24 protein-coding genes are annotated in these 24,219 nt (G+C 61.5%); 9 read left to right on the top strand and 15 right to left on the bottom strand.

Annotated elements, in window-relative coordinates; all coding sequences use genetic code 11:
- Positions 1-71: 71 nt before the first annotated feature.
- From AC1DNK_RS10650 to AC1DNK_RS10640, 3 genes are all read right to left on the bottom strand, one after another.
- Complete coding sequence (locus AC1DNK_RS10650) at positions 72-521, bottom strand: HPr kinase/phosphorylase (RefSeq protein WP_477940971.1); 450 nt, start codon at positions 519-521, stop codon at positions 72-74.
- Positions 521-2,311 carry a stimulus-sensing domain-containing protein gene (locus AC1DNK_RS10645; protein ID WP_477940970.1) on the bottom strand — a complete coding sequence of 597 codons (1,791 nt, stop codon included), beginning with the start codon at positions 2,309-2,311 and terminating at the stop codon, positions 521-523. Before AC1DNK_RS10645 ends, AC1DNK_RS10650 begins: the two co-directional genes overlap by 1 nt.
- 80 nt (positions 2,312-2,391) lie before the next feature.
- Positions 2,392-3,126, bottom strand: coding sequence for a response regulator transcription factor (locus AC1DNK_RS10640; RefSeq protein ID WP_477941395.1), 735 nt, complete (start codon positions 3,124-3,126; stop codon positions 2,392-2,394).
- A gap of 338 nt (positions 3,127-3,464) precedes the next feature.
- Between AC1DNK_RS10640 and AC1DNK_RS10635 the strand changes: the two genes are divergently transcribed.
- From AC1DNK_RS10635 to AC1DNK_RS10625, 3 genes are all read left to right on the top strand, one after another.
- Complete coding sequence (locus AC1DNK_RS10635; protein ID WP_477940969.1) at positions 3,465-5,075, top strand: phosphoenolpyruvate carboxykinase; 1,611 nt, start codon at positions 3,465-3,467, stop codon at positions 5,073-5,075.
- Positions 5,076-5,171: 96 nt separating this feature from the next.
- The gene (gene arfB, locus AC1DNK_RS10630; protein WP_310296668.1) at positions 5,172-5,606 is read left to right on the top strand and encodes an alternative ribosome rescue aminoacyl-tRNA hydrolase ArfB; all 435 of its coding nucleotides are present in this window, start codon (positions 5,172-5,174) and stop codon (positions 5,604-5,606) included.
- 1 nt (position 5,607) lies between these two features.
- Complete coding sequence (locus tag AC1DNK_RS10625; protein WP_477940966.1) at positions 5,608-6,219, top strand: alpha-ketoglutarate-dependent dioxygenase AlkB family protein; 612 nt, start codon at positions 5,608-5,610, stop codon at positions 6,217-6,219.
- Positions 6,220-6,225: 6 nt separating this feature from the next.
- Here AC1DNK_RS10625 and coaA read toward each other — a convergent pair whose 3' ends face one another.
- The 7 genes from coaA to hisB are packed head-to-tail and all read right to left on the bottom strand — an operon-like array spanning position 6,226 to position 10,886.
- Positions 6,226-7,221, bottom strand: coding sequence for a type I pantothenate kinase (gene coaA, locus AC1DNK_RS10620; RefSeq protein WP_477940964.1), 996 nt, complete (start codon positions 7,219-7,221; stop codon positions 6,226-6,228).
- On the bottom strand, positions 7,218-7,541 hold the full coding sequence (locus tag AC1DNK_RS10615) for a phosphoribosyl-ATP diphosphatase (protein ID WP_477940963.1): 324 nt from the start codon (positions 7,539-7,541) through the stop codon (positions 7,218-7,220). The genes coaA and AC1DNK_RS10615 overlap by 4 nt, the downstream gene beginning before the upstream one ends.
- A gap of 14 nt (positions 7,542-7,555) precedes the next feature.
- Positions 7,556-8,344, bottom strand: coding sequence for an imidazole glycerol phosphate synthase subunit HisF (gene hisF / locus AC1DNK_RS10610; protein WP_477940962.1), 789 nt, complete (start codon positions 8,342-8,344; stop codon positions 7,556-7,558).
- A complete protein-coding gene (gene hisA, locus AC1DNK_RS10605; RefSeq protein ID WP_477940961.1) occupies positions 8,341-9,090 on the bottom strand; it encodes a 1-(5-phosphoribosyl)-5-[(5-phosphoribosylamino)methylideneamino]imidazole-4-carboxamide isomerase in 750 nt (249 codons plus the stop codon). The genes hisF and hisA overlap by 4 nt, the downstream gene beginning before the upstream one ends.
- 27 nt (positions 9,091-9,117) lie before the next feature.
- Positions 9,118-9,768, bottom strand: a complete 651-nt coding sequence (hisH, locus tag AC1DNK_RS10600) for an imidazole glycerol phosphate synthase subunit HisH (RefSeq protein ID WP_477940959.1) — start codon at positions 9,766-9,768, stop codon at positions 9,118-9,120.
- On the bottom strand, positions 9,768-10,253 hold the full coding sequence (locus AC1DNK_RS10595; protein WP_477940957.1) for a DUF2628 domain-containing protein: 486 nt from the start codon (positions 10,251-10,253) through the stop codon (positions 9,768-9,770). Before AC1DNK_RS10595 ends, hisH begins: the two co-directional genes overlap by 1 nt.
- Positions 10,254-10,277: 24 nt before the next feature.
- Complete coding sequence (gene hisB, locus AC1DNK_RS10590) at positions 10,278-10,886, bottom strand: imidazoleglycerol-phosphate dehydratase HisB (protein WP_112540288.1); 609 nt, start codon at positions 10,884-10,886, stop codon at positions 10,278-10,280.
- A 179-nt stretch (positions 10,887-11,065) separates the two neighbouring features.
- Between hisB and hslV the strand changes: the two genes are divergently transcribed.
- The 5 genes from hslV to AC1DNK_RS10565 all read left to right on the top strand — a co-directional run bounded on the left by hslV (position 11,066) and on the right by AC1DNK_RS10565 (position 17,823).
- Entirely contained in the window at positions 11,066-11,593 is a 528-nt protein-coding gene (gene hslV / locus AC1DNK_RS10585; RefSeq protein ID WP_310296680.1) for an ATP-dependent protease subunit HslV, read from the top strand.
- A gap of 76 nt (positions 11,594-11,669) precedes the next feature.
- Positions 11,670-12,977 carry an ATP-dependent protease ATPase subunit HslU gene (hslU, locus tag AC1DNK_RS10580; RefSeq protein ID WP_477940955.1) on the top strand — a complete coding sequence of 436 codons (1,308 nt, stop codon included), beginning with the start codon at positions 11,670-11,672 and terminating at the stop codon, positions 12,975-12,977.
- A gap of 189 nt (positions 12,978-13,166) precedes the next feature.
- On the top strand, positions 13,167-14,111 hold the full coding sequence (locus AC1DNK_RS10575; RefSeq protein WP_112386047.1) for a DUF1402 family protein: 945 nt from the start codon (positions 13,167-13,169) through the stop codon (positions 14,109-14,111).
- A 51-nt stretch (positions 14,112-14,162) separates the two neighbouring features.
- Complete coding sequence (locus AC1DNK_RS10570) at positions 14,163-15,557, top strand: cytochrome P450 (protein WP_477940953.1); 1,395 nt, start codon at positions 14,163-14,165, stop codon at positions 15,555-15,557.
- Positions 15,558-15,651: 94 nt separating this feature from the next.
- Positions 15,652-17,823, top strand: a complete 2,172-nt coding sequence (locus AC1DNK_RS10565; RefSeq protein WP_477940951.1) for a malate synthase G — start codon at positions 15,652-15,654, stop codon at positions 17,821-17,823.
- A gap of 78 nt (positions 17,824-17,901) precedes the next feature.
- On the opposite strand, the gene AC1DNK_RS10560 is transcribed toward AC1DNK_RS10565, so the two are convergent.
- Positions 17,902-18,585 (bottom strand): L,D-transpeptidase, encoded by a 684-nt coding sequence (locus AC1DNK_RS10560; RefSeq protein ID WP_112386050.1) that lies wholly within the window; start codon positions 18,583-18,585, stop codon positions 17,902-17,904.
- Between the two features lie 181 nt (positions 18,586-18,766).
- Here AC1DNK_RS10560 and AC1DNK_RS10555 point away from each other — a divergent pair, with 181 nt between their 5' ends.
- Positions 18,767-19,261, top strand: coding sequence for an MmcB family DNA repair protein (locus AC1DNK_RS10555; protein ID WP_477940949.1), 495 nt, complete (start codon positions 18,767-18,769; stop codon positions 19,259-19,261).
- Between the two features lie 20 nt (positions 19,262-19,281).
- Here the strand turns inward: AC1DNK_RS10555 and AC1DNK_RS10550 are convergent, their stop codons facing one another.
- The 4 genes from AC1DNK_RS10550 to AC1DNK_RS10535 all read right to left on the bottom strand — a co-directional run.
- Positions 19,282-19,857, bottom strand: coding sequence for an ActR/PrrA/RegA family redox response regulator transcription factor (locus AC1DNK_RS10550; RefSeq protein ID WP_112386052.1), 576 nt, complete (start codon positions 19,855-19,857; stop codon positions 19,282-19,284).
- Positions 19,858-19,924: 67 nt separating this feature from the next.
- Positions 19,925-21,235 (bottom strand): ActS/PrrB/RegB family redox-sensitive histidine kinase, encoded by a 1,311-nt coding sequence (locus tag AC1DNK_RS10545; RefSeq protein ID WP_477940947.1) that lies wholly within the window; start codon positions 21,233-21,235, stop codon positions 19,925-19,927.
- Positions 21,236-21,245: 10 nt separating this feature from the next.
- Positions 21,246-23,711 carry an ATP-dependent helicase HrpB gene (gene hrpB / locus AC1DNK_RS10540; RefSeq protein WP_477941393.1) on the bottom strand — a complete coding sequence of 822 codons (2,466 nt, stop codon included), beginning with the start codon at positions 23,709-23,711 and terminating at the stop codon, positions 21,246-21,248.
- A 265-nt stretch (positions 23,712-23,976) separates the two neighbouring features.
- A partial coding sequence (locus tag AC1DNK_RS10535; RefSeq protein ID WP_477940945.1) for a hypothetical protein occupies positions 23,977-24,219 on the bottom strand: 243 nt, incomplete at its 5' end.

The following is a 24,219-nucleotide window of genomic DNA, read 5'->3' as shown; positions in this document are numbered from 1 at the left end:
TTGGCGATCAAAAGCCGAAGTGCAAGACAAAAATGCGGAGATCGCAGGCAATTCTGCCGGATTATGAGGCATTATCGACCGATTTCCGGGGCTTTCGCCATCAGAACCGCGAGCGGCAGCCGGGTATCGCCAAGCAGCCGGATGACCGGGAGAAGAAAGCCGCTGGCGACCTCCATCTGCTCGTTTTCGGGCGGCAGGCGATTTTCGCCGGAGGCGCTGCCGGGCAGGATGGCGAAATGCATGGCGGCCTCGGCAATGCTGTCCAGCGCCACGATGCCGGTGCCTCGAAGTTCGATCAGCCCGGCGATGGAATCCGGCCGCCGGGCGATGATCTGCCCGTCTCGTTTATCGAGAAACACCTGATCGTCGGCAACGAGGACGGCGTCGAGGCCGATCCGTTTCGCCTCGGTCACACAGGTGAAGGCGAGCATCGACTTGCCCCAGCCGGAGGGACCCGAAAACAGCAGTCCGGTGCCGTTGATCCTGATCGCCGTCGCGTGAACGTTGACCGGCGCGCGCATCAGCTATTGGCAGCCGCGGGCAGGGCGAGAATGAAGCGGGCGCCAAGAATCTCGGCACTTTCCGCATCGATAATGTTTTCGGCGCGCAGCGAGCCGCCATGGGCCTCGGCAATCTGGCGGCTGATCGACAGGCCGAGACCGGAATTCTGTCCAAAGCCTTCGGATTCAGGCCGATCGGTATAGAAGCGCTCGAAGATCCGGTCGATATTTTCAGCCAGGATGCCGGGACCATTGTCTTCGATATAGACGAGGCAGCGTGAGCGGGTCCGCACCAGGCGAACGATAATCCGGCCGCCTTCCTGGGGAACGAAGGAGCGGGCATTCTCGATCAGGTTGGTAACGATCTGGCCGATGCGCAGGTCGTGGCCATTGACGACAAAGCGGGTCTTTACCCCCGGCTTCCGCTCGATCACCAGCTCGATATGCACATCCTTGTTCTTGCTGCGAATCTGCCGGGAGACGTCGACGAGATCGGTCAGGAATTTTTCCAGATCGACCGAGCGGGCATCGACGCGCGCCAGTTCGGCATCAAGACGCGATGCGTCGGAGATATCGCTGATCAGGCGATCCAGGCGGCGAACGTCATGCTGGATCACATCCATCAGCCGTTTCTTGGAATCGTCGGATTTTGCCAGCGGCAGCGTCTCGACCGCGCTTCGGAGCGACGTCAGCGGGTTCTTCAACTCGTGGCTGACATCGGCGGCAAAGCTCTCGATCGCATCGATGCGGTCGTAGAGTGCGGTTGTCATTTCACGCAGTGCAATCGAAAGATTGCCGATTTCGTCCTGGCGGGCGGAGAAGTCGGGGATCTCCTCGCGCTCCTTGGCGCCGCGCCGGACGCGGATCGCGGCTGCCGACAGGCGGCGGAGCGGATTTGCGATTGTCGAGGATAGAACCAGCGACAGCAGAACGTTGACGAGTGTCGCGACACCGAAGACACGCATGATCGCCAGACGTTCCGCGTGAACGATGTTGTCGATATCGCCGGCCTGGGTCGAAAGCAGAAGCACGCCGAGAACCGCGCGGAAACGCTGCACCGGCACGGCGACCGAGACGATCAGCTCGCCCTTCTCGGTGGTGCGCACCACAGCGCCGCGCACGCCGGTCAGCGCATTCATCACTTCAGGATAGATCGAGCCGTCGCCACCCGGCGCTTCCTTGTACACCGGCAGATTGCCGGGCTGCAGCGCCTTGTTGAACAGGGTGGTGAACCATTCGCCCCATGTCTGCTTCTCTTCCTCGACTGGCGGAAGATCGAAACGGAGCACCTGTCCGCGGGAATAGAGATGGCGGGAATCGAGCAGCAGATTGGCGTCGGCGTCGAAGATGCGGGCGCGGGTGCGCGTCGGCGAAATCAGCCGGCGAAGAACGGGCGCCACCTTTTCCGGATCGATCGGAAATTCCAGATCCTCGTCGTTCGGAACCGGGGTGATGCTTTGGCCGGCCTGCAGTTCCAGCAGCTTCTGGGGATCGATGGTGATGGAATTGGTATCGACCGATGCCGAAGCGGAGACCGCACCGGCAATGATTTCACCCTGCGTCAAAAGGCTTTCGACACGCGCGTCGATCAGCCCCTCGCGGAACTGATTCAGGTAGAGAATGCCGCCGACGAGGACGAGCAGCGCCGCCAGATTGAAGAACAGGATGCGGCGCGTCAGGCTCGAAAAAACAGCGTTGCCGAAGATCCGGCGGATGATGGTGAAGGGATGCGACCAGCGCCTTCCCCGGACGCGGCGGCCGGTTACGCCATCCGCATCGTCCAGATCCCTTTCCTGCACCAACTGTGCCAACGACAGGCCCTTTCGGAGGGCGCGGCCGGATATGCGGCCAGCGAGCCCTCAACAATACTCATGTGCCCCGCGGTAACGCGTCAGGCTGCTTCGCGGAAGCGGTAACCCACTCCGTAGAGCGTTTCAATCATATCAAAATTGTTGTCGACCATCTTGAATTTCTTGCGCAGCCGCTTGATGTGGCTGTCAATGGTGCGGTCGTCGACATAGACCTGCTCGTCATAGGCGGCATCCATCAGTGCATCGCGGCTCTTGACGACGCCCGGGCGCTGCGCAAGCGAATGCAGGATCAGGAATTCGGTGACGGTCAGCGTCACCGGTTCGGCTTTCCAGGTGCAGGTGTGGCGCTCCTGGTCCATGACCAGCTGTCCGCGCTCCAGCGAGCGGGCAGGCTGGGCTGCACCGGGCTTCGGCGCGGTACCGCTTGTGCCTGCGGCGGCGGCCGCTTCACGGCTCGAGGCGCGGCGCAGCACGGCGCGAACGCGCTCGACCAGCAGGCGCTGCGAGAACGGCTTGGTGATGAAATCGTCGGCGCCCATCTTGAGGCCGAAGAGCTCATCGATCTCCTCATCCTTGGACGTCAGGAAGATGACCGGCATGTCGGACTTCTGGCGCAGGCGGCGCAGAAGCTCCATCCCGTCCATCCGCGGCATCTTGATGTCGAAGATGGCGAGCTGCGGCGGACGGGCGATGAGACCATCGAGCGCCGAAGCGCCGTCCGTATATGTCTCGACCTTATATCCCTCGGCTTCCAGTGCGATCGACACTGACGTCAGGATGTTGCGGTCGTCGTCAACGAGCGCGATTGTCGGCATGGTGTTCGTCTCCGTCATTTATGCGCATCTCCCGGAATTTTTGATGTCCCCAGGCGGCCTCTCCAGCCGGATGCGCTTATGGAGGATAAAGGTGGAACAAATTGTGGCAAAGATAAAGGGGCGGATTGTTCGAATATTGCGGCCGCAATCAAAGGTGGTGCGACATACTGAACCAAACCACTCAGTTCAAACGATTTAAAAATACCGATTCTTATTTAAATCGATTAAATATATGATATCATTACACTTTTCGAATTACACTCTCTTGCTTTTTAAAATTCCCCATCTTAGGTTCGCGTCAGTTTTAACGGCTGTATGCCTGAGCAAAGGGAAGAGCGATGGAAACGTTCGGAGTTCATAACCCGGCGGTAGCGTTGGCGACGATCGGTTTGGAGGGCGCTGCAAGCGTTCGCTATAACTTTACCGCCGCCTCCCTCTATGAGGAGTCGATTCGCCGTGGAGAAGCCGAACTCACCGCCCAGGGCGCGCTGCGCGCATTGACCGGCCAGCACACCGGCCGTTCGCCGCGCGACAAGTTTGTCGTTCGCGATGCCGATACCGAAGCGCAGATCTGGTGGGACAACAACAAGCCGATGTCGCCGGAGCACTTCGCCGTGCTGCATGCCGACATGCTGGCTCACGTGAAGGGCAGGGAGCTTTTCGTGCAGGACCTGATCGGCGGTGCCGATGCCGGTCATGCTCTGCCGTCGCGTGTCGTCACCGAGTTTGCCTGGCACTCGCTGTTCATCCGCAATCTGCTGATCCGCCCGGAGCTCGAAGCGCTGAAGACCTTCGTGCCGAAGCTAACGATCATCGATCTGCCGAGCTTCAAGGCTGATCCGGACCGCCATGGCTGCCGTAGCGAAACGGTCATTGCCTGCGACCTGACCAAGGGTCTCGTGCTGATCGGCGGCACGTCCTACGCCGGTGAAATGAAGAAATCGGTCTTCACCGTCCTCAACTACCTGCTTCCGGCCAAGGGCGTCATGCCGATGCACTGCTCGGCCAATGCCGGGCCGGATGGCGATAGTGCGGTCTTCTTCGGCCTGTCGGGAACCGGCAAGACGACACTGTCGGCCGATCCGGCTCGTACGCTGATCGGCGATGACGAGCATGGCTGGGGCGAAAACGGCATCTTCAACTTCGAAGGCGGCTGCTACGCCAAGACCATCCGTCTCTCGGCAGAAGCCGAACCGGAGATTTACGCGACGACGCAGCGCTTCGGCACGGTTCTCGAAAACGTCGTGCTGAACGAACAGCGCGAGCCGGATTTCGATGATGGCTCGCTGACGGAAAATACCCGCTGCGCCTATCCGCTGGACTTCATTCCGAATGCCTCGAAGACCGGCCTTGCCGCGCATCCGAAGACGATCATCATGCTGACCGCAGATGCTTTCGGCGTCATGCCGCCGATTGCCCGCCTGACGCCTGAACAGGCCATGTATCACTTCCTGTCCGGTTACACCGCAAAGGTCGCGGGTACCGAAAAGGGCGTGACCGAACCGGAAGCAACCTTCTCGACCTGCTTCGGCGCGCCCTTCATGCCGCGTCATCCGGCTGAATACGGCAATCTGCTGAAGGAGCTGATCGGCCGTCACGGCGTCGAATGCTGGCTCGTCAACACCGGCTGGACCGGTGGCGCCTATGGCACCGGCAAGCGCATGCCCATCAAGGCGACACGCGCTTTGCTGGCTGCGGCTCTCTCGGGCGAACTCGCCAAGGCCGACTTCCGCGCCGATGCAAACTTCGGCTTCGCCGTTCCGGTGTCCGTCCCTGACGTCGACAGCGGTATCCTCGATCCGCGCTCGACCTGGGCCGATGCTGCAGCCTATGACCGCCAGGCCGAAAAGCTCGTCGGCATGTTCATCGCCAACTTCGCCAAGTTCGAGGAACATGTCGACGGTGGCGTGCGTGACGCGGCACCGGGCCTGAAGATCGCTGCCGAGTAATCTAAACGGCTGATGATTCACGTGAAACCCGGCGGGCGACTGCCGGGTTTTTCTTTGCGTGTTCCAAAAGTCCGGATGATGTGAGATAGGTCGAGAATGGCCAGCGACGCGCTCTATATCAACGACCGGATTACCATCGCCGGATGGGAGCTGACGGAACAGTTCGTTCTGGCGGGTGGCCCCGGCGGGCAGAACGTTAACAAGGTCTCGACCGCAGTCCAACTTTTCTTCAGCCTGGAGAGCTCGCCGTCCCTGCCGGACCGCGTCAAGGCAAACGCCATCAAGCTCGCCGGAAGACGCATGTCGAAGGACGGCGTCTTGATGATCGAGGCAAGCCGCTTTCGCAGCCAGGACCGCAATCGTGAGGATGCCCGCGAGCGCCTCAAGGAACTGGTTCTCGAAGCCGCCAAACCACCGCCGCCACCGCGAAAGAAGACCCGGCCGACAAAAGGCTCCGTCGAGCGCCGCCTCAAGGAAAAGTCGGGCCGCTCCGAGGTCAAGAAGATGCGCGGCCGGCCGGCAGGAGACTGATATGCTCGAAATCTCCGGCGGAATCAGGCATTTTCCAGGCTATCTCGATCGCCCCGCTCAGGAGACGATGATCGAGACGATCCGCGAGATCGTCTCCGCCGCGCCTCTGTTCACGCCTGTGATGCCCGGCACCGGCAAACCGATGTCGGTGCGCATGAGCAATTGCGGCGAGCTTGGGTGGGTGACGGACAAGGAGCGCGGCTATCGCTATCAGCCGGTCCATCCGCTGACCGGAGAGGCCTGGCCGCCGATCCCGGACGCACTCATGGATCTCTGGAACGACGTTTCCGGCTATCACCTGCCGCCGCAGGCCTGCCTCATCAATTTCTACGCCGACGACGCCAAGATGGGCCTGCACCAGGACAAGGACGAGCAGGATCTCCGGGCGCCGGTCGTTTCCATCTCTCTCGGCAACACCTGCCTCTTCCGCGTCGGGGGAACCGCGCGGACCGACCGCACCCAGTCGCTGAAGCTCGCAAGCGGCGACGTGATCGTCCTCGGCGGCGAGGGTCGCCTCTGCTTCCACGGTGTCGATCGCATCTATCCCGCCACCTCGACGCTGCTGAAAAGTGGCGGCCGGATCAACCTCACTTTAAGGCGTGTGACGCCGTGAATCCGGCTAAAGCTTCCTGAGAGCCACCTGTTCGATCAGGTGGTTTGGTCCCTTGCGCAGGATCAGATCGGCGCGGGGGCGGGTCGGCAGGATGTTCTGGCGCAGGTTCTTCAGGTTGATGTTGGCCCAGAGCCCCTCGGCAATCCCAAGCGCTTCCTTTTCGCTGATCGAGGCATAGCGGTGGAAGTAGGAGTTCGGGTCGCGGAAGGCGGTTTCGCGCAGGCGCATGAAGCGATGCACGTACCAGTTATGGATCTGCTTTTCCTCAGCGTCGATATAGATCGAGAAGTCGAAGAAATCCGAGACCATTGGCACGATCTTGCCATCCGCCGGCAGGTCACGCGACTGCAGCACGTTGATGCCTTCGAAGATCAGGATGTCAGGCCGGTCGATGATCTTGTATTCGTTCGGGATGACGTCATAGACGAGGTGCGAGTAGATGGGCGCCTTGACGTCCGCCTGTCCCGCCTTGATCGCCGAAAGGAAGCGCAGGATCGCTCCGGTATCATAGCTTTCAGGAAAACCTTTGCGCTGCATCAGGTTTTCGCGCTCAAGTACGGCGTTCGGATGCAGGAAGCCGTCGGTGGTGATCAGGTCAACCTTCGGGCTCGACGGCCAGCGGCGCAGCAGCTCTTTCAGTACGCGCGCGGTCGTCGATTTGCCGACGGCAACCGATCCGGCAATGCCTATCACGAAGGGTGTCTTGGCCACGCCCTCAAGATTGAGGAAGCGGTTGCGCTGTTCGAAGAGCAGCTGCGAGGATTCGACATGCGAGGACAGCAGGCGCGATAGCGAGAGATAAATGCGCCTGACTTCGTCGAGGTCGATCGGGTCGCCCATCGAACGCAGCCGCGTGACTTCCTCGCTGGTCAGTGTCAGCGGCGTATCGGCGCGGAACTTCGACCATTCCTCGGAGGAAAAGAAGTGATAGGGCGAATAGGCATTCGCCTGGAAGTGATCGAGCGCCTCGGGCGCTCCGATGATTTGCGACACGATACTCATGAACTCTGCCGGCTGGCCTTTTCCTTGAGGCCGGACTGAGCGGTCCGCCGCTCAAGTTCGGCCATGACATCCTGCAACGGAATGCCTGCAATCTTCAATACGACCAATAGGTGATAGAGGACATCGGCTGACTCGTAGGTGAGGTTGGCCCTGTCATCGGTCACCGCCGCCATTACGGCTTCGATTGCCTCCTCACCCAGCTTCTTGGCTGCTTTCGGCTGCCCGGCCCGGACAAGCTTGGCCGTCCAGGATTCGTCCGGTGAAACCTTCGACCGCTCATCGACGATCTTTTCCAGATCGGAAAGGGAAAATCCGCTCATTCTATCGCTTTCACTCAGTCGAGCCGCATCGCAATGCCGTTTGAATTCATATAGCGCTTCGCTTCGCCGACGGAATAGGTGCCGAAATGGAAGATCGACGCGGCGAGAACGGCCGTCGCATGGCCTTCCTTCACACCCGCCACCAGATCGTCGAGGCTGCCGACGCCGCCGGAGGCGATGACGGGGACGCGAACGCTGTCGGCAATCGCCCGCGTCAGCTCCAGATCGTAGCCGATCTTGGTACCGTCGCGATCCATCGAGGTCACAAGCAGCTCACCGGCGCCGCGGGCAACCATCTTCTGCGCGAACTCGACGGCGTCGATGCCGGTCGCGTTGCGGCCACCATGGGTGTAGATCTCCCAGGCGCTGAGATTGTCCTGGCCGACGGCCTGCGTACGGCGGCGCTTGGCGTCGATCGAGACGACAATGCACTGGTCGCCAAACTTGTCGGCGGCTTCCGCCACGAAATCAGGGTTGTTGACGGCGGCCGAATTGATCGAGACCTTGTCGGCGCCGCAGAGCAACAGCTTGCGGATATCAGCAATGGTGCGAACACCGCCGCCGACCGTCAGCGGCATGAAGCACTGCTCGGCGGTCCGCGAAACGACGTCGAAGATCGTGTCGCGATTGTCTGACGAAGCGGTGATGTCCAGAAAGCAGAGTTCGTCGGCACCGGCAGCGTCATAGGCTTTCGCGGCCTCGACGGGATCACCGGCATCGATGAGATTGGTGAAGTTGACGCCCTTGACGACACGGCCGTCCTTGACGTCGAGGCAGGGGATGACACGGGCTTTGAGCGTCATTGTGCAATCTCCTTGGCGCGGGCCGCATTGATCAGCGAAAGCGCTTCCGCAGGATCGATGCGGCCATCATAGAGCGCGCGGCCGGAAATCGCGCCTTCGAGCTTGCGGGCATCCGGCTGCAGCATTCGCTCGATATCGGCGATAGAGGCGAGGCCGCCCGAGGCGATCACGGGGATGGAGACAGCAGAAGCTAGTTCCAGCGTTGAGGCCCAGTTAATGCCGGCAAGGATGCCGTCGCGGTCGATGTCGGTATAGATGATCGCCGCGACACCGGCGCCCTCGAATTTCTTCGCCAGCTCGATAATGCCGAGCTCCGAGGCCTCTGCCCATCCCTCGACGGCGACCTTGCCGCCCTTGGCGTCGATGCCGACGGCAACGCGGCCCGGAAAAGCCCTGCAGGCCTCGATGACCAGTGCCGGATCGCGAACGGCGACCGTGCCGAGAATGACGCGCGCCAGACCGCGCGACAGCCAGCTCTCGATATGGTCGAGTGTGCGGATACCGCCGCCGAGCTGTACCGGGTTCTTCGTTGCCTTCAGGATCGCATCGACAGCCGCGCCGTTGACGCTTTCACCGGCAAAGGCGCCGTTGAGATCGACGACATGCAGCCATTCGAAACCCTGGTCTTCGAAAGCCTTGGCCTGTGCGGCAGGGTCGGGATTGTAGACCGTCGCCTGGTCCATATCGCCGAGCTTCAGACGGACGCACTGGCCGTCCTTCAGGTCGATGGCGGGAAAGAGGATCATGATGTCTGTCCTTGCTTCGCGCGAGCCTTACGGCTTCCAGCGCAGGAAATTGGTGATCAGGGCGAGGCCAAGCTTCTGACTCTTCTCCGGATGGAACTGGGCGCCCACCATGTTGTCGCGGCCGACAAAGGCGGTCATCGGACCACCATACCCGGTGGTCGCGATGACATCAGACGCGTTTTCTGCCGCCAGATGATAGGAATGCACGAAATAGGCATGCAAGCCGTCCGGTCCGGTCGGGATACCGTCGAAGAGCGGATGCGGATGCCTGAGATCGAGCGTGTTCCAGCCGATCTGCGGGATCTTCAGGGAGGCATCGTCAGGCGTCATTTCCTTGACGTCGCCGGGGATCCAGCCGAAGCCCTTGGTGACCGTCTTTTCCAGGCCGCGCGACGACATCAGCTGCATGCCGACGCAGATACCGAGGAACGGCTTGGCCTTCTTCTCGACCGCCTCGATCAGCACCTCGGCCATGCCGGGCACGGCATCGAGGCCGCGGCGGCAATCGGCATAGGCGCCGACGCCGGGAAGCACGATCCGGTCCGCAGCGGCAACGTCTTCCGCCTTGTCCGTCAGGTCGATATGGGCGTCGATGCCTGCCTCGCGCGCTGCGCGTTCAAAGGCTTTCGTTGCCGAGCGCAGATTGCCCGAGCCGTAGTCGATAATTGCGACGCGCATCAGCGTCCTCCATCAAAACCAAAGAGACCAAGCGAGGTGGCGTTGCCGTGGCGGCCGGTGGAGCGTTGATGTCGCTCCCATTCCGGTGCCGGCACGCCGCTGTCCTGCTCGATGGTCTCGATACCGGAAAAATAGATCTCTTCGGCCGCATCGACGGAGTCGGCCGTAACGACGGCATCTTCGTTCCAGCCCCTGGCGGCAAGGCTGCGGATTCGGAAATTCTGCCCCTCGAGCGCAACGATCAGGCTTGCCGCCAGCGTGATCGCAAAGCCGGCCGGCCACAGACCCTGCCGCTCCATCAGAACGCCGCCGATAGCCTGTGCGAGAAAGGCGGCGGCCGTATGCAGCCAGAGGCGATGCGCCAGCAGCCACAGCCATGGGAAGAAGAAACCAAGAAACGTGAAGCCGTCGCGGATGACGCGCGTCTTCTCGTGGCCGGTATCCGCTCCGTCAGGCGCGGTGAGAAACAGATAGCTGGAAGTCAATGTCGTCAAGCTCCCTTAAGGGGCTCAGACGAGCGTGCCCTTCGTCGAGGGAACACGGCCCGCCTGTCTCGGATCGATCTCTGTCGCCGTACGCAGCGCGCGGGCAACGGCCTTGAAGCAGGTCTCTGCGATATGGTGGTTGTTGGCACCATAATGGTTGAGCACATGCAAGGTGATGCCGGCGTTCTGCGCGAGCGCCTGGAAGAATTCGCGGACAAGCTCCGTATCGAACGTGCCGATCTTCGGCGCGCTGAACGAAACGTTCCAGACGAGGAAAGGGCGGCCGGAAAGATCGACTGCGGCCTTTGTCATCGTCTCGTCCATGGCAAGGTCGATCGAGGCGTAGCGGGTAATGCCGCGGCGGTCGCCGAGCGCTTTCGAAATTGCCTGGCCGATCGCGATCCCGGTGTCTTCGACAGCGTGATGGTCGTCGACATGCAGATCGCCCTGTGTCTCGATCTCCATGTCGATGAGCGAATGTCGCGACAGCTGGTCGAGCATATGGTCGAAGAAGCCGACGCCCGTCGAAATCTTCGACTTGCCGGTGCCGTCGAGATTGACCGAAACCGAAACCGAGGTTTCGTTGGTCTTGCGGGAAACGGCGCCCGTGCGGCTTGCTGCTGTCTCGGCCATATGGCTGCTCCATCGGGGAATGACGCGGGTTCCATATCAGGCGTTCCCTAAAATATCCAGAAGCGGGGCGGCAGAAAAACGGCACCATTTGCAATCGGCCGAAGCCCACTTACATAGGTCTCAACAGGGCCGGTGAGCGGCCTGACCAGAAGCGCCCGGCATCCGGGCAAGGATGTTTTATGACAACGATTATTACAGTTCGAAAAGGCGGCAAGGTGGTCATGGCTGGCGATGGCCAGGTGAGCCTCGGCCAGACCGTCATGAAGGGCAATGCCCGCAAGGTTCGCCGTATCGGCAAGGGTGGCGAGGTGATCGCCGGTTTCGCCGGCGCCACCGCCGATGCCTTCACGCTGCTCGAGCGCCTCGAAAAGAAGCTGGAGCAGTATCCGGGCCAGCTGATGCGTGCCGCCGTGGAGCTCGCCAAGGATTGGCGCACCGACAAGTATCTCCGCAATCTCGAAGCCATGATGCTGGTCGCCGACAAGACCGTCACCCTGGCCGTCACCGGCAACGGCGACGTTCTGGAGCCGGAACACGGCACGATGGCCATCGGCTCGGGCGGCAATTTTGCGCTCGCCGCATCGCTGGCGCTGCTGGATTCCGACAAGTCGGCCGAAGAGGTCGCGCGCAAGTCGCTCGATATCGCTGCCGATATCTGCGTCTATACCAATCACAACATCATCGTCGAAACGCTCGACGCCGAATAGCGGCAACTTAAATCAGAAGGGTTCCCGAAAGCCGGGCCACTACGGACGGCGAGACCGGGAAAGCCGAAAGGACGCCATGACCACCTTTTCCCCCCGCGAGATCGTATCCGAACTCGATCGTCACATCATCGGCCAGCACGACGCCAAGCGCGCCGTGGCGATTGCCCTGCGCAATCGCTGGCGCCGCCAGCAGCTCGACGAGAGCCTGCGCGATGAAGTGATGCCGAAGAATATCCTGATGATCGGCCCGACAGGCGTCGGCAAGACGGAAATCTCCCGCCGTCTTGCCAAGCTCGCCGGAGCGCCTTTCATCAAGGTCGAAGCCACCAAGTTCACCGAAGTCGGCTATGTCGGCCGCGATGTCGAACAGATCATCCGTGACCTCGTCGAGATCGGCATCGGGCTCATTCGCGACAAGAAGCGGGCCGAAGTCGAAGCCAAGGCGCATATGAGTGCCGAAGAACGCGTGCTCGACGCCCTGGTCGGCGCCACGGCCTCGCCTGCAACACGCGATAGCTTCCGCAAGAAACTCCGCACCGGCGAGCTCGACGACAAGGAAATCGATATCGAAGTCGCCGATTCCGGTTCAGGCATGGGCGGCTTTGATATCCCCGGCATGCCGGGCGCCAATATCGGCGTTCTGAACCTGTCCGATATGTTCGGCAAAGCGATGGGCGGCCGTACCAAAAAGGTCCGCACGACGGTCAAGGCATCTTACACCGATCTGATCCGCGACGAATCCGATAAGCTGATCGACAACGAAGTCATCCAGCGCGAAGCGGTTCGCTCCGTCGAGAACGATGGCATCGTCTTCCTCGATGAGATCGACAAGATCGCTGCCCGTGATGGCGGCATGGGTGCCGGTGTGTCCCGCGAAGGTGTTCAGCGCGACCTGTTGCCGCTCGTCGAGGGTACGACGGTTTCGACCAAGTATGGCCCGGTCAAGACCGATCATATTCTCTTCATCGCTTCCGGTGCCTTCCATGTCTCCAAGCCCTCGGATCTTCTGCCGGAACTGCAGGGCCGCCTGCCGATCCGCGTCGAGCTCCGGCCGCTCACCAAGGAAGATTTCCGCCGCATCCTGACGGAAACCGAGGCCAGCCTCATCCGCCAGTACCGGGCGCTGATGCAGACGGAAGAACTGAGCCTCGACTTCACCAGCGACGCGATCGACGCACTTGCCGATGTCGCCGTTCACCTGAACTCGACCGTCGAGAATATCGGCGCCCGCCGCCTGCAGACGGTCATGGAGCGGGTGCTGGACGAAATCTCGTTCAACGCGCCGGATCGTGGCGGCAGCGCCGTGACCATCGATGCGGATTACGTCCGGGAACATGTCGGCGATCTCGCCAACAATACCGATCTCTCCCGGTTCATCCTTTAAATTTCTCAATGCGCGAAATGCTTTGCGTTTCGCGTAGGCGATTTTGACGATCGAACCCTCGACAGCGGGCCGTTTACTTTTTAGTGAAGGGCCCGGTTTCTTTTGCGGGCGCGGCTTTATTAGGACAAGATTCTGGTTCAGTCACCGCGCTTCGCAGACAGGACGACAAACTCGACGGGATAGCGGATCGTGCGACGCCTTTTGACATGCCTTCTGATCGCTGTAACGGCCTTCGCCTCGGCGCCGGCCTATGCCATGCAGACCGTGCCGCCCGGCAATCGCAATGTCGAGCAGCCGCCTGTCCCTGGCGCTTCGGTCCGCCGCACCAAGGGTACCAAGACGACGTTCGATCGCAAGTACGAGAAGATCTATGAGCTTCTGTCGACCGATCACGAGTTGATGGGCAAGATCCGCAAGACCGCCGCCGCCTATGGTATCGAACCGATCCATATCATCGGCGCGCTGGTCGGCGAGCACACCTACAATGTCGATGCCTATGACCGGCTGCAGTCCTATTACGTCAAGGCAGCGTCTTACGCAGGCGAAAGCTTCCGTTTTGCCTATGACGGCGAGGATGTCGACACCTTCATCGGCCGCCCGGAATTTGCCGGATGCAACGGCAAGAGCGATTCCTATCAGCTCTGGAGCTGCCGCGAGGACGTCTGGGAAACCGACTTCCGCGGCAAGACGGTCGGCGGCAAGAAATTTCCGGATAACCGCTTCAGCGCCGTCTTCTTCCAGCCCTTCTATGCCGGGCAGACCTTCGGCCTTGGCCAGATCAACCCGCTGACCGCCCTGATGCTGTCCGATCTCGTCACCCGCGTCTCGGGCTATCCGAAGCTCAGCGAGAAGGATGCCAGTGGCGTCTACAAGGCGATCATGCAGCCGGATATTTCTCTGGCCTTCGTCGCCGCATCCGTCCGCACCTCGATCGACGACTACAAGCGGATCGCCGGCATGGATATCTCGGACAATCCAGGCCTGACGGCGACCCTCTACAATGTCGGCAACTCCCGTCAGCGTGCTTCGGCCATCGCAGCCAAAAACCACGGCGGTGCGACAGTTTGGCCGGAAGAGAACTATTACGGCTGGCTGATCAACGACAAGCTGGACGAGCTGAAGGCACTGAACTAACCTTCTGCCTTGCCGGGAAGGCCCAAATCTTCCACGAAAGGCTGAAATATCATGGACATGCGTCCGGATCCCTTCGTCCCACCCGCACCGGTGCCGCGCAGCGTGCCGCCGTCACGGCTGGAGATCATCCGCACCATCCTGCGCAATCCGTTGGAGCTCTGGGGCGAACCGTCCTACACGCTGCCTTGGATTAAGACCCGCTTCTTCCGTGACAGCACGATCATCGTCAACGATCCCGGCCTCATCAAGCATGTGCTGGTCGACAATGCTTCGAATTACCGGATGTCGGATATTCGCCAGCTGGTGCTGCGGCCAATCCTGCGCGATGGTCTGCTGACTGCCGAAGGGCAGGTCTGGAAGCGCTCGCGCAAGGCGGTGGCACCCGTCTTCACCCCGCGGCATGCGAAGGGTTTCGCCGGGCAGATGCTGCAGCAGTCCGAGCTCTATGCGGAGAAATACGCGGCGGGCGGCAATTTCGATATCGCCGCCGATATGACCGAGCTCACCTTCGCGATCCTCGCCGATACGCTGTTTTCAGGCGAGATCGCCTCGGTCTCGGATAATTTCGCCGGTGACGTCAATGCGCTGCTGCATCGCATGGGCCGCGTCGATCCGATGGATCTGATGCGGGCGCCGTCCTGGGTGCCGCGCGTCACGAGGATCGGCGGCCAGAAGATTCTCGATCAGTTCCGCAACATGGTTCACCGGACGATGGATCTGCGCCTTGAGCAGATGCGTGCCGACCGCGCCGCCGTGCCCGAGGATTTCCTGACGCTGCTGCTTGAGCAGGCCGGGCCGGATGGTCTGACGGCGGGTGAGATCGAGGATAATATCCTGACCTTCATCGGCGCCGGTCATGAAACCACGGCCCGTGCGCTCGCCTGGACGCTTTATTGCATCGCCAATAGCCCGCATATCCGCGACGCGATGGAGGAGGAAATTGACCGCATTCTCGCAGGCGGTGCAGAACCGGTCGAATGGCTGGATCTGATGCCGGTGACCCGGGCAGCCTTCGAAGAGGCGCTCCGTCTCTATCCGCCGGCGCCCTCGATAAACCGTGCGGCCATCTCCGATGACAGCTGGACCGATGCCAAGGGCGAGCGCGTCGATATCCATGCCGGCATGACGGTGCTGATCATGCCGTGGACGCTGCACCGCCACGAACTCTACTGGGAAAAGCCGCGCGCCTATATGCCAGAGCGTTTCCTGCCGGAAAACCGTGGCAAGATCGGCCGCTTCCAGTTCCTGCCCTTCGGTGCCGGTCCCCGTGTCTGCATTGGCGCGACCTTTGCGTTGCAGGAGGCCGTCATTGCGCTTGCGGTGCTGATGAAGCGCTTTCGCTTCGATGTCACCGAGAAAACCAACCCGTGGCCGGTACAGAAACTGACGACGCAGCCGCAGAATGGCCTGCCGATGCGGGTCACCGCTCGCACTGTTTCTCCTTAGGCATAAATCTTTCTAACTATTGAACAATTGACTATGAATGAAAGCGGCGCAAAGTGGCACCATCACCCTTTTCCGTCTGCCGGAGGAATATTGTATGAGCACCATTGAAAAGCACGGCCTGTCGATAGAGCCCGTCCTTCATGATTTTCTCGTCAAGGAAGCGCTGCCTGGCCTTGGCCTCGACGCGGAAGCATTTTTCGCCGGCTTCTCGAAGATCGTCCACGATCTCGCGCCGAAGAACCGCGAGCTGCTCGCCAAGCGCGACAGACTGCAGGCCGAGATCGACGGCTGGTACCGCAAGAACGGCGCGCCCGTTGATATGGAAGCCTACGAGGCGTTCCTGCGTCAGATCGGCTACCTCCTGCCCGAGGGCTCTGATTTCACCGTCTCGACCAGCAATGTCGATGCCGAGATTGCTTCGATTGCTGGTCCGCAGCTCGTCGTTCCGGTCATGAACGCCCGTTACGCACTGAATGCCGCCAATGCCCGCTGGGGCTCGCTCTACGATGCGCTCTACGGCACGGATGCAATTCCCGAGGGCGATGGTGCGGAGAAGCGCAGGGGCTACAATCCGAAGCGCGGTGAAAAGGTCATCGCCTGGGTTCGCGACTTCCTGGATAGTGCCGTACCGCTCGAAGGTGGCCCCTGGAAGGATGTCGGCGGCCTGACGGTAGAGGGCTCGACGCTCGCGATCACCGACGTCGATGGAGAATCGTTGCCGCTGAAGGACGCCGCACATTTCGCCGGCTACCGGGGTTCTGCCGAAGCGCCCACCCACATCCTGCTCAAGAATAACGGCATTCACATCGAGATCGTCATCGACGCATCGACGGCCATCGGCAAGACCGATCCGGCTGGCATCTCGGATGTCTGGCTGGAATCGGCGATCACGACCATCATGGACTGCGAAGATTCGATCGCTGCCGTCGATGCCGAAGACAAGGTCGCCGTCTACAGGAACTGGCTCGGGCTGATGAAGGGCGATCTGCAGGAGGAAGTCTCGAAGGGCGGTTCATCCTTCATCCGCAAGCTCAATCCGGATAGCGCGATCACGGCGCCTGATGGCTCCACTTTCGAGCTGCATCGTCGCTCGCTGATGCTGGTGCGCAATGTCGGCCACCTGATGACCAATCCGGCGATTCACGACCGGGATGGCAACGAAGTGCCTGAGGGCATCATGGACGCGGTCGTGACGGGTCTGATCGCGCTTTACGACGTCGGCCCGAACGGGCGCCGCAAGAACTCGCGCGAGGGTTCGATGTATGTCGTCAAGCCGAAGATGCACGGCCCCGAGGAAGTCGCCTTCGCCGTCGAAATCTTCGGCCGCGTCGAGGAGCTTCTCGGCATGCCCAGGAACACCATCAAGATGGGCATCATGGATGAAGAGCGCCGCACCACGGTCAATCTCAAGGAATGCATCCGTGCCGCGCGGGAGCGCGTCGTCTTCATCAACACCGGTTTCCTCGATCGCACCGGCGACGAAATCCATACCTCGATGGAAGCGGGCCCGATGATCCGCAAGGGGGACATGAAGCAGGCGGCCTGGATCTCGGCCTACGAGAACTGGAACGTCGATATCGGTCTCGAATGTGGCCTGTCCGGCCATGCCCAGATCGGCAAGGGCATGTGGGCGATGCCCGACCTGATGGCGGCGATGCTGGAACAGAAGATCGCTCATCCAAAAGCGGGTGCCAATACCGCCTGGGTGCCGTCTCCGACAGCCGCAACCCTGCATGCCACGCATTATCACAAGATCAATGTTGCCGGCGTTCAGCGCGGCCTGAAAGACCGGGCCAGGGCAAAGTTGTCGGATATCCTCTCGGTACCCGTCGCGCCGCGGCCGAACTGGACGCCCGAGGAAATCCAGCGCGAACTCGACAACAACGCCCAGGGCATTCTCGGCTATGTCGTCCGCTGGGTCGACCAGGGCGTCGGCTGCTCGAAAGTCCCTGACATCAACAACGTGGGCCTGATGGAGGACCGTGCGACGCTTCGCATCTCCGCCCAGCACATGGCGAACTGGCTGTATCACAAGGTCGTCACCAAAGTGCAGATCGTCGAGACGATGAAGCGAATGGCCGCCGTCGTCGATCAGCAGAATGCCGGCGATGCCGCCTACCAGCCGATGGCCGGCAATTTCGATCGCTCGATTGCCTTCCAGGCTGCCGTCGATCTCGTGCTCAAGGGTCGAGAACAGCCGAACGGCTACACCGAGCCGGTTCTCCATCGCCGCCGGCTGGAGCTGAAAGCCGCGCAACCGGCCTGAGACTTGAAAGAATAAAACGAGAAAGGCCGCCGGAAGCAATTCCGGCGGCCTTTTCTTGTAGCGTATCAGGCAAAGCGCTTACTGAATAACGATGACCTTCGAGGTCGCGCGGCCCGGACGGACGCGGCTGTAGAGGTCGATTACGTCCTGGTTCATCAGGCGGATGCAGCCCGACGAAGCGGCGGTGCCGATCGAAGCCCATTCCGGCGTGCCGTGCAGGCGGAACAGCGTGTCCTGGCCCTGCTCGTTGAAAAGATACATGGCGCGGGCGCCGAGCGGATTGGTCAGGCCCGGATCCATGCCGTTTTCGACATACTTGGCGATCTCAGGACGGCGGACCGCCATTTCCTTCGGCGGGTGCCAGTTCGGCCATTCCTGCTTCCAGGCAACGTAGGCGGTGCCTGCCCATGCGAAGCCTGCCTTGCCGACGCCGATGCCGTAGCGCATCGCCTTGCCGCCGGGCAGGATATAGTAGAGGTGCCGCTCGCGGGTGTTGACGATGATCGTGCCCGGGCGCTCGTCGCTCTGGTAGCTGACGATCTGGCGGCGGAATTCCGGCTTCACGCGCTGGATCGGGATGGCGGGCAGTGAGTATCCGGCATCCGTCTTGACGCCATAGGCGTCGTCGAAAATCTGCGCCGTCTGGACAGTCGGGCCAGCGGCCTTATCTTCGACGGAAGCGCTCTCGGAGCTGGTAGAGCAACCGGCGAGGGCAAGTGTTGCCATCAGGCCGAATACAGGGAATGCATTGCGGATGCGCATGGATATCTCTTAAGTTTTTGGGCAATCAGGGAGGGGTCGCCGAACCATCTTTGATTATGGTTTATTTTCGATTAACTTCGGCTTTGCAAGATGCTGCATCGCGACAAAAGTTACCCGCAGCGGCAAATTAAAAGCGCATTGCTTTTTTGCAACAACAAGCACCCTCTTCCGGCGGTTATCCATGACGATTTTGAGCGTTTACAATAACAATCCGTTAATAGATGGCCGGCAATCGGACAGAGCTATGCTTGTGCGCCGCGGGACTCAGATTTTACTTCACGACATGCGTCACGCGCTGCTTCCCGAACTGCCGCTCGCAAGCGGCAGGCGGGCCGACCTGATCACCATCTCCGAGAAGGGCGAAATCTGGATCATCGAGATCAAGACGTCGATCGAGGACTTCAGAGTCGATCGCAAATGGCCGGAATACCGTGCGCATTGCGACCGGCTTTTCTTCGCCACTCACAAAGACGTTCCGCTCGACATCTTCCCGGAGAAATGCGGCCTGTTTCTTTCCGACGGCTACGGCGCGCACATGATCCGCGAGGCGCCCGAACACCGTCTGGCACCGGCAACCCGCAAGTCGGTGATGTTGAATTTCTCGCGCGCCGCCGCACAAAGGCTGATGATGGCCGAATGGGCGAACGGCAAGCCGCTCGCCATCGACGATATCTGAGGACTTTTTCTTAGGCGCGCCTACTTGGGAGCGCGCTTGGCGAGAATGCGCTGCAGCGTCCGCCGGTGCATGTTGAGCCGCCGTGCCGTTTCCGAAACATTGCGCTCGCACATCTCGTAGACGCGCTGGATATGTTCCCACCGCACCCGGTCGGCCGACATCGGGTTCTCCGGCAGTTCGGCCTTTTCACCCGGGCGCTGCGTCAGTGCTGCAAACACGTCATCGGCGTCTGCAGGCTTGGCCAGATAATCGACCGCGCCGAGCTTCACCGCAGTCACAGCCGTGGCGATATTGCCGTAGCCGGTCAAGACGATGATGCGGGTATCGTCGCGGCGCTGGCGGATCGCTTCGATGACGTCGAGCCCGTTTCCATCGCCGAGACGAAGATCGACCACCGCATATTTCGGCGGGTGCGCCTTCGACTTCGCAACACCTTCCGCAACGGACTCGGCCGTCTCGACCGCAAAGCCCCGCGTTTCCATCGCCCGCGCCAGACGCCGCAGAAACGGGCCGTCGTCATCGACGATCAACAGGCTCGCATCCGGCCCGATATCGTGCTCGGAGATTGCAAGGATTTCGCTGGTCTGTTCGTTCATGGTCTTCAATCCCGGCGGTTGCGCGCCCTGATATACGTCAACTGCTCATGTCTTTATGCCGATAAAGTCATTTTGTCGAATGGGCATCTATCAGCATGCGCGGCCATTCGACACGGATCCGGGCGCCCTCGCTTTCGGGATCGCGGTTCTCGAAGACCAGCGCCGCGCCAGAGCGTTCAAGCAGCGTCTTGGCAATGAAAAGCCCGAGCCCCAGGCCGCCTGCGGTGTCTTCCTTCTGCCGCCTGGTCATGTAGGGTTCGCCGATCCGGGTCAGGATGTCGGGTGCATAACCGTTGCCGTCATCCTCGATGATGATCAGGACACGGCGATGGTCGTGTTCGACGGTTATGGTCACTTTCTCGCGAGCATAGTCGACGGCATTCTCGATCAGGTTTCCGAGACCGTACATGATGCCGGCATTGCGCTCGGTCACCGGCTCGCCCTTGCGCGGGCTCTTCTCGATCAGCTCAAGCGTGATGCCGGACTCGCGATAGGGCTCGACGATCTCCTCTACCATCGACGACAGCGGCAGCCGGCGCATATGCGCGTCGCCTTCCGCGGACAGACTCGTCAACCGTTTCAGGATATCGCGGCACCGTTCGCTTTGGCTGCGCAGCAGCTGCACATCCTCGCGAAACCGGTCGTCGTCCTTCAGCTCGCGTTCCATCTCCTTGGCAACGACGCTGATCGTCGCCAGCGGCGTGCCGAGCTCATGGGCCGCCGCCGCCGCCAGGCCGTCGAGCTGCGAGAGATGCTTCTCCCGCTGCAGCACCAGTTCTGTTGCCGCAAGGGCATCAGCAAGCTGGCTTGCCTCCATCGACACGCGGTAGGCGTAGAAGGCCGCAAAGGCCATCGTCGAGGCAATCGAGCACCAGACGCCGAACTGCATGACGTTGTGGACGTTGATCTCGACGCCGTCGAACCAGGGAAGCGGGAAGGGCGAGAAGGCAAGAATGGTGATGCAGACCATCGCAAAGACGATCAGCGCCGTGCTGTAGCGGATCGGCTGCGAGGCAAAGGAGATGATGACGGGGACGCAGACCAGTGCGGCGAACGGATTGGCAAGCCCGCCGGTGATGAAAAGCAGCGCCGAAAGCTGCAGCAGGTCGAGCCCGAGCAGCGCAAAGGCAGCCGGCGGCTCTAGGCGATGTGTCGCCGGGTAACGAATGGTCAGATAGAAGTTCACCCAGGCGAGCGCGGCAATCAGCGAGCAGCTGGCGATCAGCGGCAAAGGAAATTTCAGCCAGAAGGCGACGATGAACACCGTCACTGCCTGACCGGCGACTGCAAGCCAGCGCAATCGCACGATCGTCTGCAGCCGGAGCCTGCGGCTGTTATGCCTGTCTTCCTGCGTCTTGCTGTCGGCGTCATCGACCATCGTCATGTCCTTATGTACCACGCGGCTTCACGCGTGTCGTCGGCGCTGCCTCCTCCGGCCGTTCGGGCCAGGGATGCCGTGGATAGCGCCCGCGCATCTCGGCACGCACGTCCTTCCACGATCCGGCCCAGAATCCCGGCAGGTCGCGTGTCGTCTGGATTGGCCGGTGCGCCGGCGATGTCAATTCGAGAAGCAGCGGCAGGCGGCCGCCGCCGATCGCCGGATGCTCCCGGAGGCCGAAAAGCTCCTGAACCCGGATCGTCAGCAACGGTTCTTCGCCGTCATACTGGATCGGATGGCGCTGCCCGGTCGGGGCCTCGAAATGCGTTGGCGCCAGCCGCGCCAGATCGCGCTGCAGGACGTGCGGCACGAGCGCCATCAAGCCGTTCGACAACGAGCCTGCGGAAATCTCGGCAATCCCGCGGGCCTCGCCCTGGAACGGCACGAACCAGTCGTCGAGCCGCGCCAGCAGCGCGCCATCGCTCATGTCGGGCCAAGGGTCACCAATCGTCCGGTGCAGAAAGCCGATCCGGTCGCGAAGCTGGGCGGCTTCCCTGGAAAAAGGCAGCGGCCCAAGTCCGAGCTGGCGCACGCCGTCGGCCAGCGCTCTGCCGACTGCTTCGCCGCTAGGCCTCGGCAAGGGCGTCTCGTCGAAGACGATGGCGCCGAGCCGCGTTGCCCGCCGAGCCCGCACCTGCTTGCTCGCCAGATCGAAATAGGTCTGCTCGCCGCTCTTGATGGCGCCGGGGAGCTCGGCCTCGACATCGCTTCGCGAGATCTCGGCGGCGGCAAGGATACGTGCCTGCGCAGCCCGTCCCGTCAGGTCGGCAATCACAAGCATCTGGCTGCCGGCCAGCCGTTCGGTTTCGGCAAGCTCCGCGCCGCGGCCATTCGCCATCACATAGCGCCCGCGAGCGCCGCGCTGCAGCGCCACCCGGTCCGGGAAGGCATGTAGCAGCAGCTGTCCGGCCGTCGGCGGCGCGGGGGATGATGCCTTGTCGAGACCGGCAGCCAGCCGCTGAGCCAACCTGCGTGCCGATTCGGCCCGCTCGCCTTTTTCCGTCTTGAACCGCCGCAGCCGGTCCTCGAGATCGAGGCTCGTTCCGCCGAGTCCCTGTTCGGTCATCAGCACGGCGAGCAAGGCCGCTTCCCTGGCATCGCCGTTCTCGCCCGCCGAAACCACCATCGCCGCCAGCCGCGGCGGCAGCGCAAGCTCGCGTATCGTCCGGCCGCGCTCCGTCAGGCTTCCATCCCTGCCGAGCGCGCCGAGATCGGCAAGCAATGTCCGCGCCTCGGCAAGCGTGGTTGCCGGCGGCTGGTCGGCAAAGGCGAGGGTAGCAGGGTCCTGTACGCCCCAATGCGCCAGATCGAGCACCAGTCCGGAGAGATCGCTCGACAGGATTTGCGGCGGCGTAAAGGCGGGGAGGGCCGCCGTCTGGCCCTGGTGCCAGAGGCGGATGGCGATGCCGGGCTCGGTGCGCCCCGCACGGCCCGCCCGCTGGTCGGCGGACGCGCGGGAGACCCGCACCGTCTCGAGCCGCGTGATTCCGGTCGAGGCCTCGAAAACAGGCAGCCGCTGCAATCCGCTGTCTATGACCACACGCACGCCGTCGATGGTGATCGATGTCTCGGCAATCGACGTGGCGAGCACGATCTTTCGTTTGCCTGACGGCGCCGGGCGGATCGCGGCATCCTGTTCCTTCTGGCTGAGATTGCCATAGAGCGGTGCAATCAGCGTCTCGTCGCCAAACCGGCCGGTCAGCCGCTCCGCAGTACGCAGGATCTCGGCCTGTCCGGGAAGGAAGGCGAGGATCGAACCGCTCTCCCTTGCGTGGCAGTCGAGGATCGCTTTGCTAACCGCGTCCTCGATGCGCTCGCCGCCCGGCCGGTCCTGATAGCGGATATCGACAGGGAAGCTTCGACCCATACTTTCGATGACAGGCGGATTGCCGAGCAAAGCCGCGACCCGCTCGACATCGAGCGTCGCCGACATCACCAGGATGCGCAGATCTTCGCGCAGCGCGCCCTGGACGTCGATCGCCAGCGCCAGCCCGAAATCGGCATCCAGCGAACGCTCATGGAATTCGTCGAAGATCACGGTCGAAACGCCGGATAGTTCCGGATCGTCGAGGATCATCCGGGCAAAGACGCCTTCGGTGACCACCTCGATGCGCGTGACTGCCGAGATCCGGTTGTCGAGACGCATGCGATAGCCGACAGTCTGTCCCACCTGTTCGCCGAGCAGCGATGCCATGCGGCTTGCCGCAGCGCGTGCCGCCAGCCGCCGCGGCTCAAGCAGAATGATCTTGCCGTCGCCACGCCAGGGCTGCTGCAGCAGGAAGAGCGGCACCAGTGTCGTCTTGCCGGCGCCCGGCGGCGCCGAAAGCACGGCACGGCGATACTCGCCGAGCGCGCTGCTGATCGCTGGCAGGACGCCGGAGACTGGCAATGTTGGAAGAGACACTATGTCCGTCACCCCTGCGGTCGATCGATCCACTCACCGCCATCCGGTGTGCGACTCTATAAGAAAACTGCCGCGAAATTAGCGATCGCCGGAGGCTGCGCAAGTCGTCCGGCATTCAGGGCGGGCCATCCCTATATAAAGGCGATCCGGAAACCCGGTATTTTCGAAGCAATAATGGGGCTTTGGCGCTCCAGCCTCGAAGCCGCGCAGTGTGAGATCGGTGCCAATCAAACGGATCGCGAGAATCCTCTTTTCAAATCAATCTGTTACAAAAATGTCAAAAAACTTTGTTGGGTGGTGTTGACTGCTCAGCGTTGATGGCCGTATAAGCCGCGTCACTGAACGAGGGCGGCGGCGCTGCAGGCGACGARGTCTTTCGCTCTAGGATTTCTTGAAGGTTGGCCTTTGAGGCTGATTTATTCCCAGGCTTTCGGGTTTGGGTGCGGGAAGTTTTGACCGGGTTATCTGGTCTGTTATTTGACAATTGAAGATGAGAAGAAAGAGAAACGTGGGCGGCGGA

The organism is Rhizobium sp. 01N424, from assembly GCF_056399485.1.
Note: the sequence above shows the minus strand (reverse complement) of the source record. Positions and strands in the feature narration are given on the sequence as shown.

What these genes read in the sequence shown, in the direction of transcription:
- AC1DNK_RS10650 (WP_477940971.1), bottom strand. Translation starts at nt 521, where the DNA reads ATGCGCGCGCCGGTCAACGTTCACGCGACGGCGATCAGGATCAACGGC.
- AC1DNK_RS10640 (WP_477941395.1), bottom strand. Translation starts at nt 3,126, where the DNA reads ATGCCGACAATCGCGCTCGTTGACGACGACCGCAACATCCTGACGTCA.
- AC1DNK_RS10635 (WP_477940969.1), top strand. Translation starts at nt 3,465, where the DNA reads ATGGAAACGTTCGGAGTTCATAACCCGGCGGTAGCGTTGGCGACGATC.
- arfB (WP_310296668.1), top strand. Translation starts at nt 5,172, where the DNA reads ATGGCCAGCGACGCGCTCTATATCAACGACCGGATTACCATCGCCGGA.
- AC1DNK_RS10625 (WP_477940966.1), top strand. Translation starts at nt 5,608, where the DNA reads ATGCTCGAAATCTCCGGCGGAATCAGGCATTTTCCAGGCTATCTCGAT.
- coaA (WP_477940964.1), bottom strand. Translation starts at nt 7,221, where the DNA reads ATGAGTATCGTGTCGCAAATCATCGGAGCGCCCGAGGCGCTCGATCAC.
- AC1DNK_RS10615 (WP_477940963.1), bottom strand. Translation starts at nt 7,541, where the DNA reads ATGAGCGGATTTTCCCTTTCCGATCTGGAAAAGATCGTCGATGAGCGG.
- hisF (WP_477940962.1), bottom strand. Translation starts at nt 8,344, where the DNA reads ATGACGCTCAAAGCCCGTGTCATCCCCTGCCTCGACGTCAAGGACGGC.
- hisA (WP_477940961.1), bottom strand. Translation starts at nt 9,090, where the DNA reads ATGATCCTCTTTCCCGCCATCGACCTGAAGGACGGCCAGTGCGTCCGT.
- hisH (WP_477940959.1), bottom strand. Translation starts at nt 9,768, where the DNA reads ATGCGCGTCGCAATTATCGACTACGGCTCGGGCAATCTGCGCTCGGCA.
- hisB (WP_112540288.1), bottom strand. Translation starts at nt 10,886, where the DNA reads ATGGCCGAGACAGCAGCAAGCCGCACGGGCGCCGTTTCCCGCAAGACC.
- hslV (WP_310296680.1), top strand. Translation starts at nt 11,066, where the DNA reads ATGACAACGATTATTACAGTTCGAAAAGGCGGCAAGGTGGTCATGGCT.
- hslU (WP_477940955.1), top strand. Translation starts at nt 11,670, where the DNA reads ATGACCACCTTTTCCCCCCGCGAGATCGTATCCGAACTCGATCGTCAC.
- AC1DNK_RS10570 (WP_477940953.1), top strand. Translation starts at nt 14,163, where the DNA reads ATGGACATGCGTCCGGATCCCTTCGTCCCACCCGCACCGGTGCCGCGC.
- AC1DNK_RS10565 (WP_477940951.1), top strand. Translation starts at nt 15,652, where the DNA reads ATGAGCACCATTGAAAAGCACGGCCTGTCGATAGAGCCCGTCCTTCAT.
- AC1DNK_RS10560 (WP_112386050.1), bottom strand. Translation starts at nt 18,585, where the DNA reads ATGCGCATCCGCAATGCATTCCCTGTATTCGGCCTGATGGCAACACTT.
- AC1DNK_RS10555 (WP_477940949.1), top strand. Translation starts at nt 18,767, where the DNA reads ATGACGATTTTGAGCGTTTACAATAACAATCCGTTAATAGATGGCCGG.
- AC1DNK_RS10550 (WP_112386052.1), bottom strand. Translation starts at nt 19,857, where the DNA reads ATGAACGAACAGACCAGCGAAATCCTTGCAATCTCCGAGCACGATATC.
- AC1DNK_RS10545 (WP_477940947.1), bottom strand. Translation starts at nt 21,235, where the DNA reads ATGGTCGATGACGCCGACAGCAAGACGCAGGAAGACAGGCATAACAGC.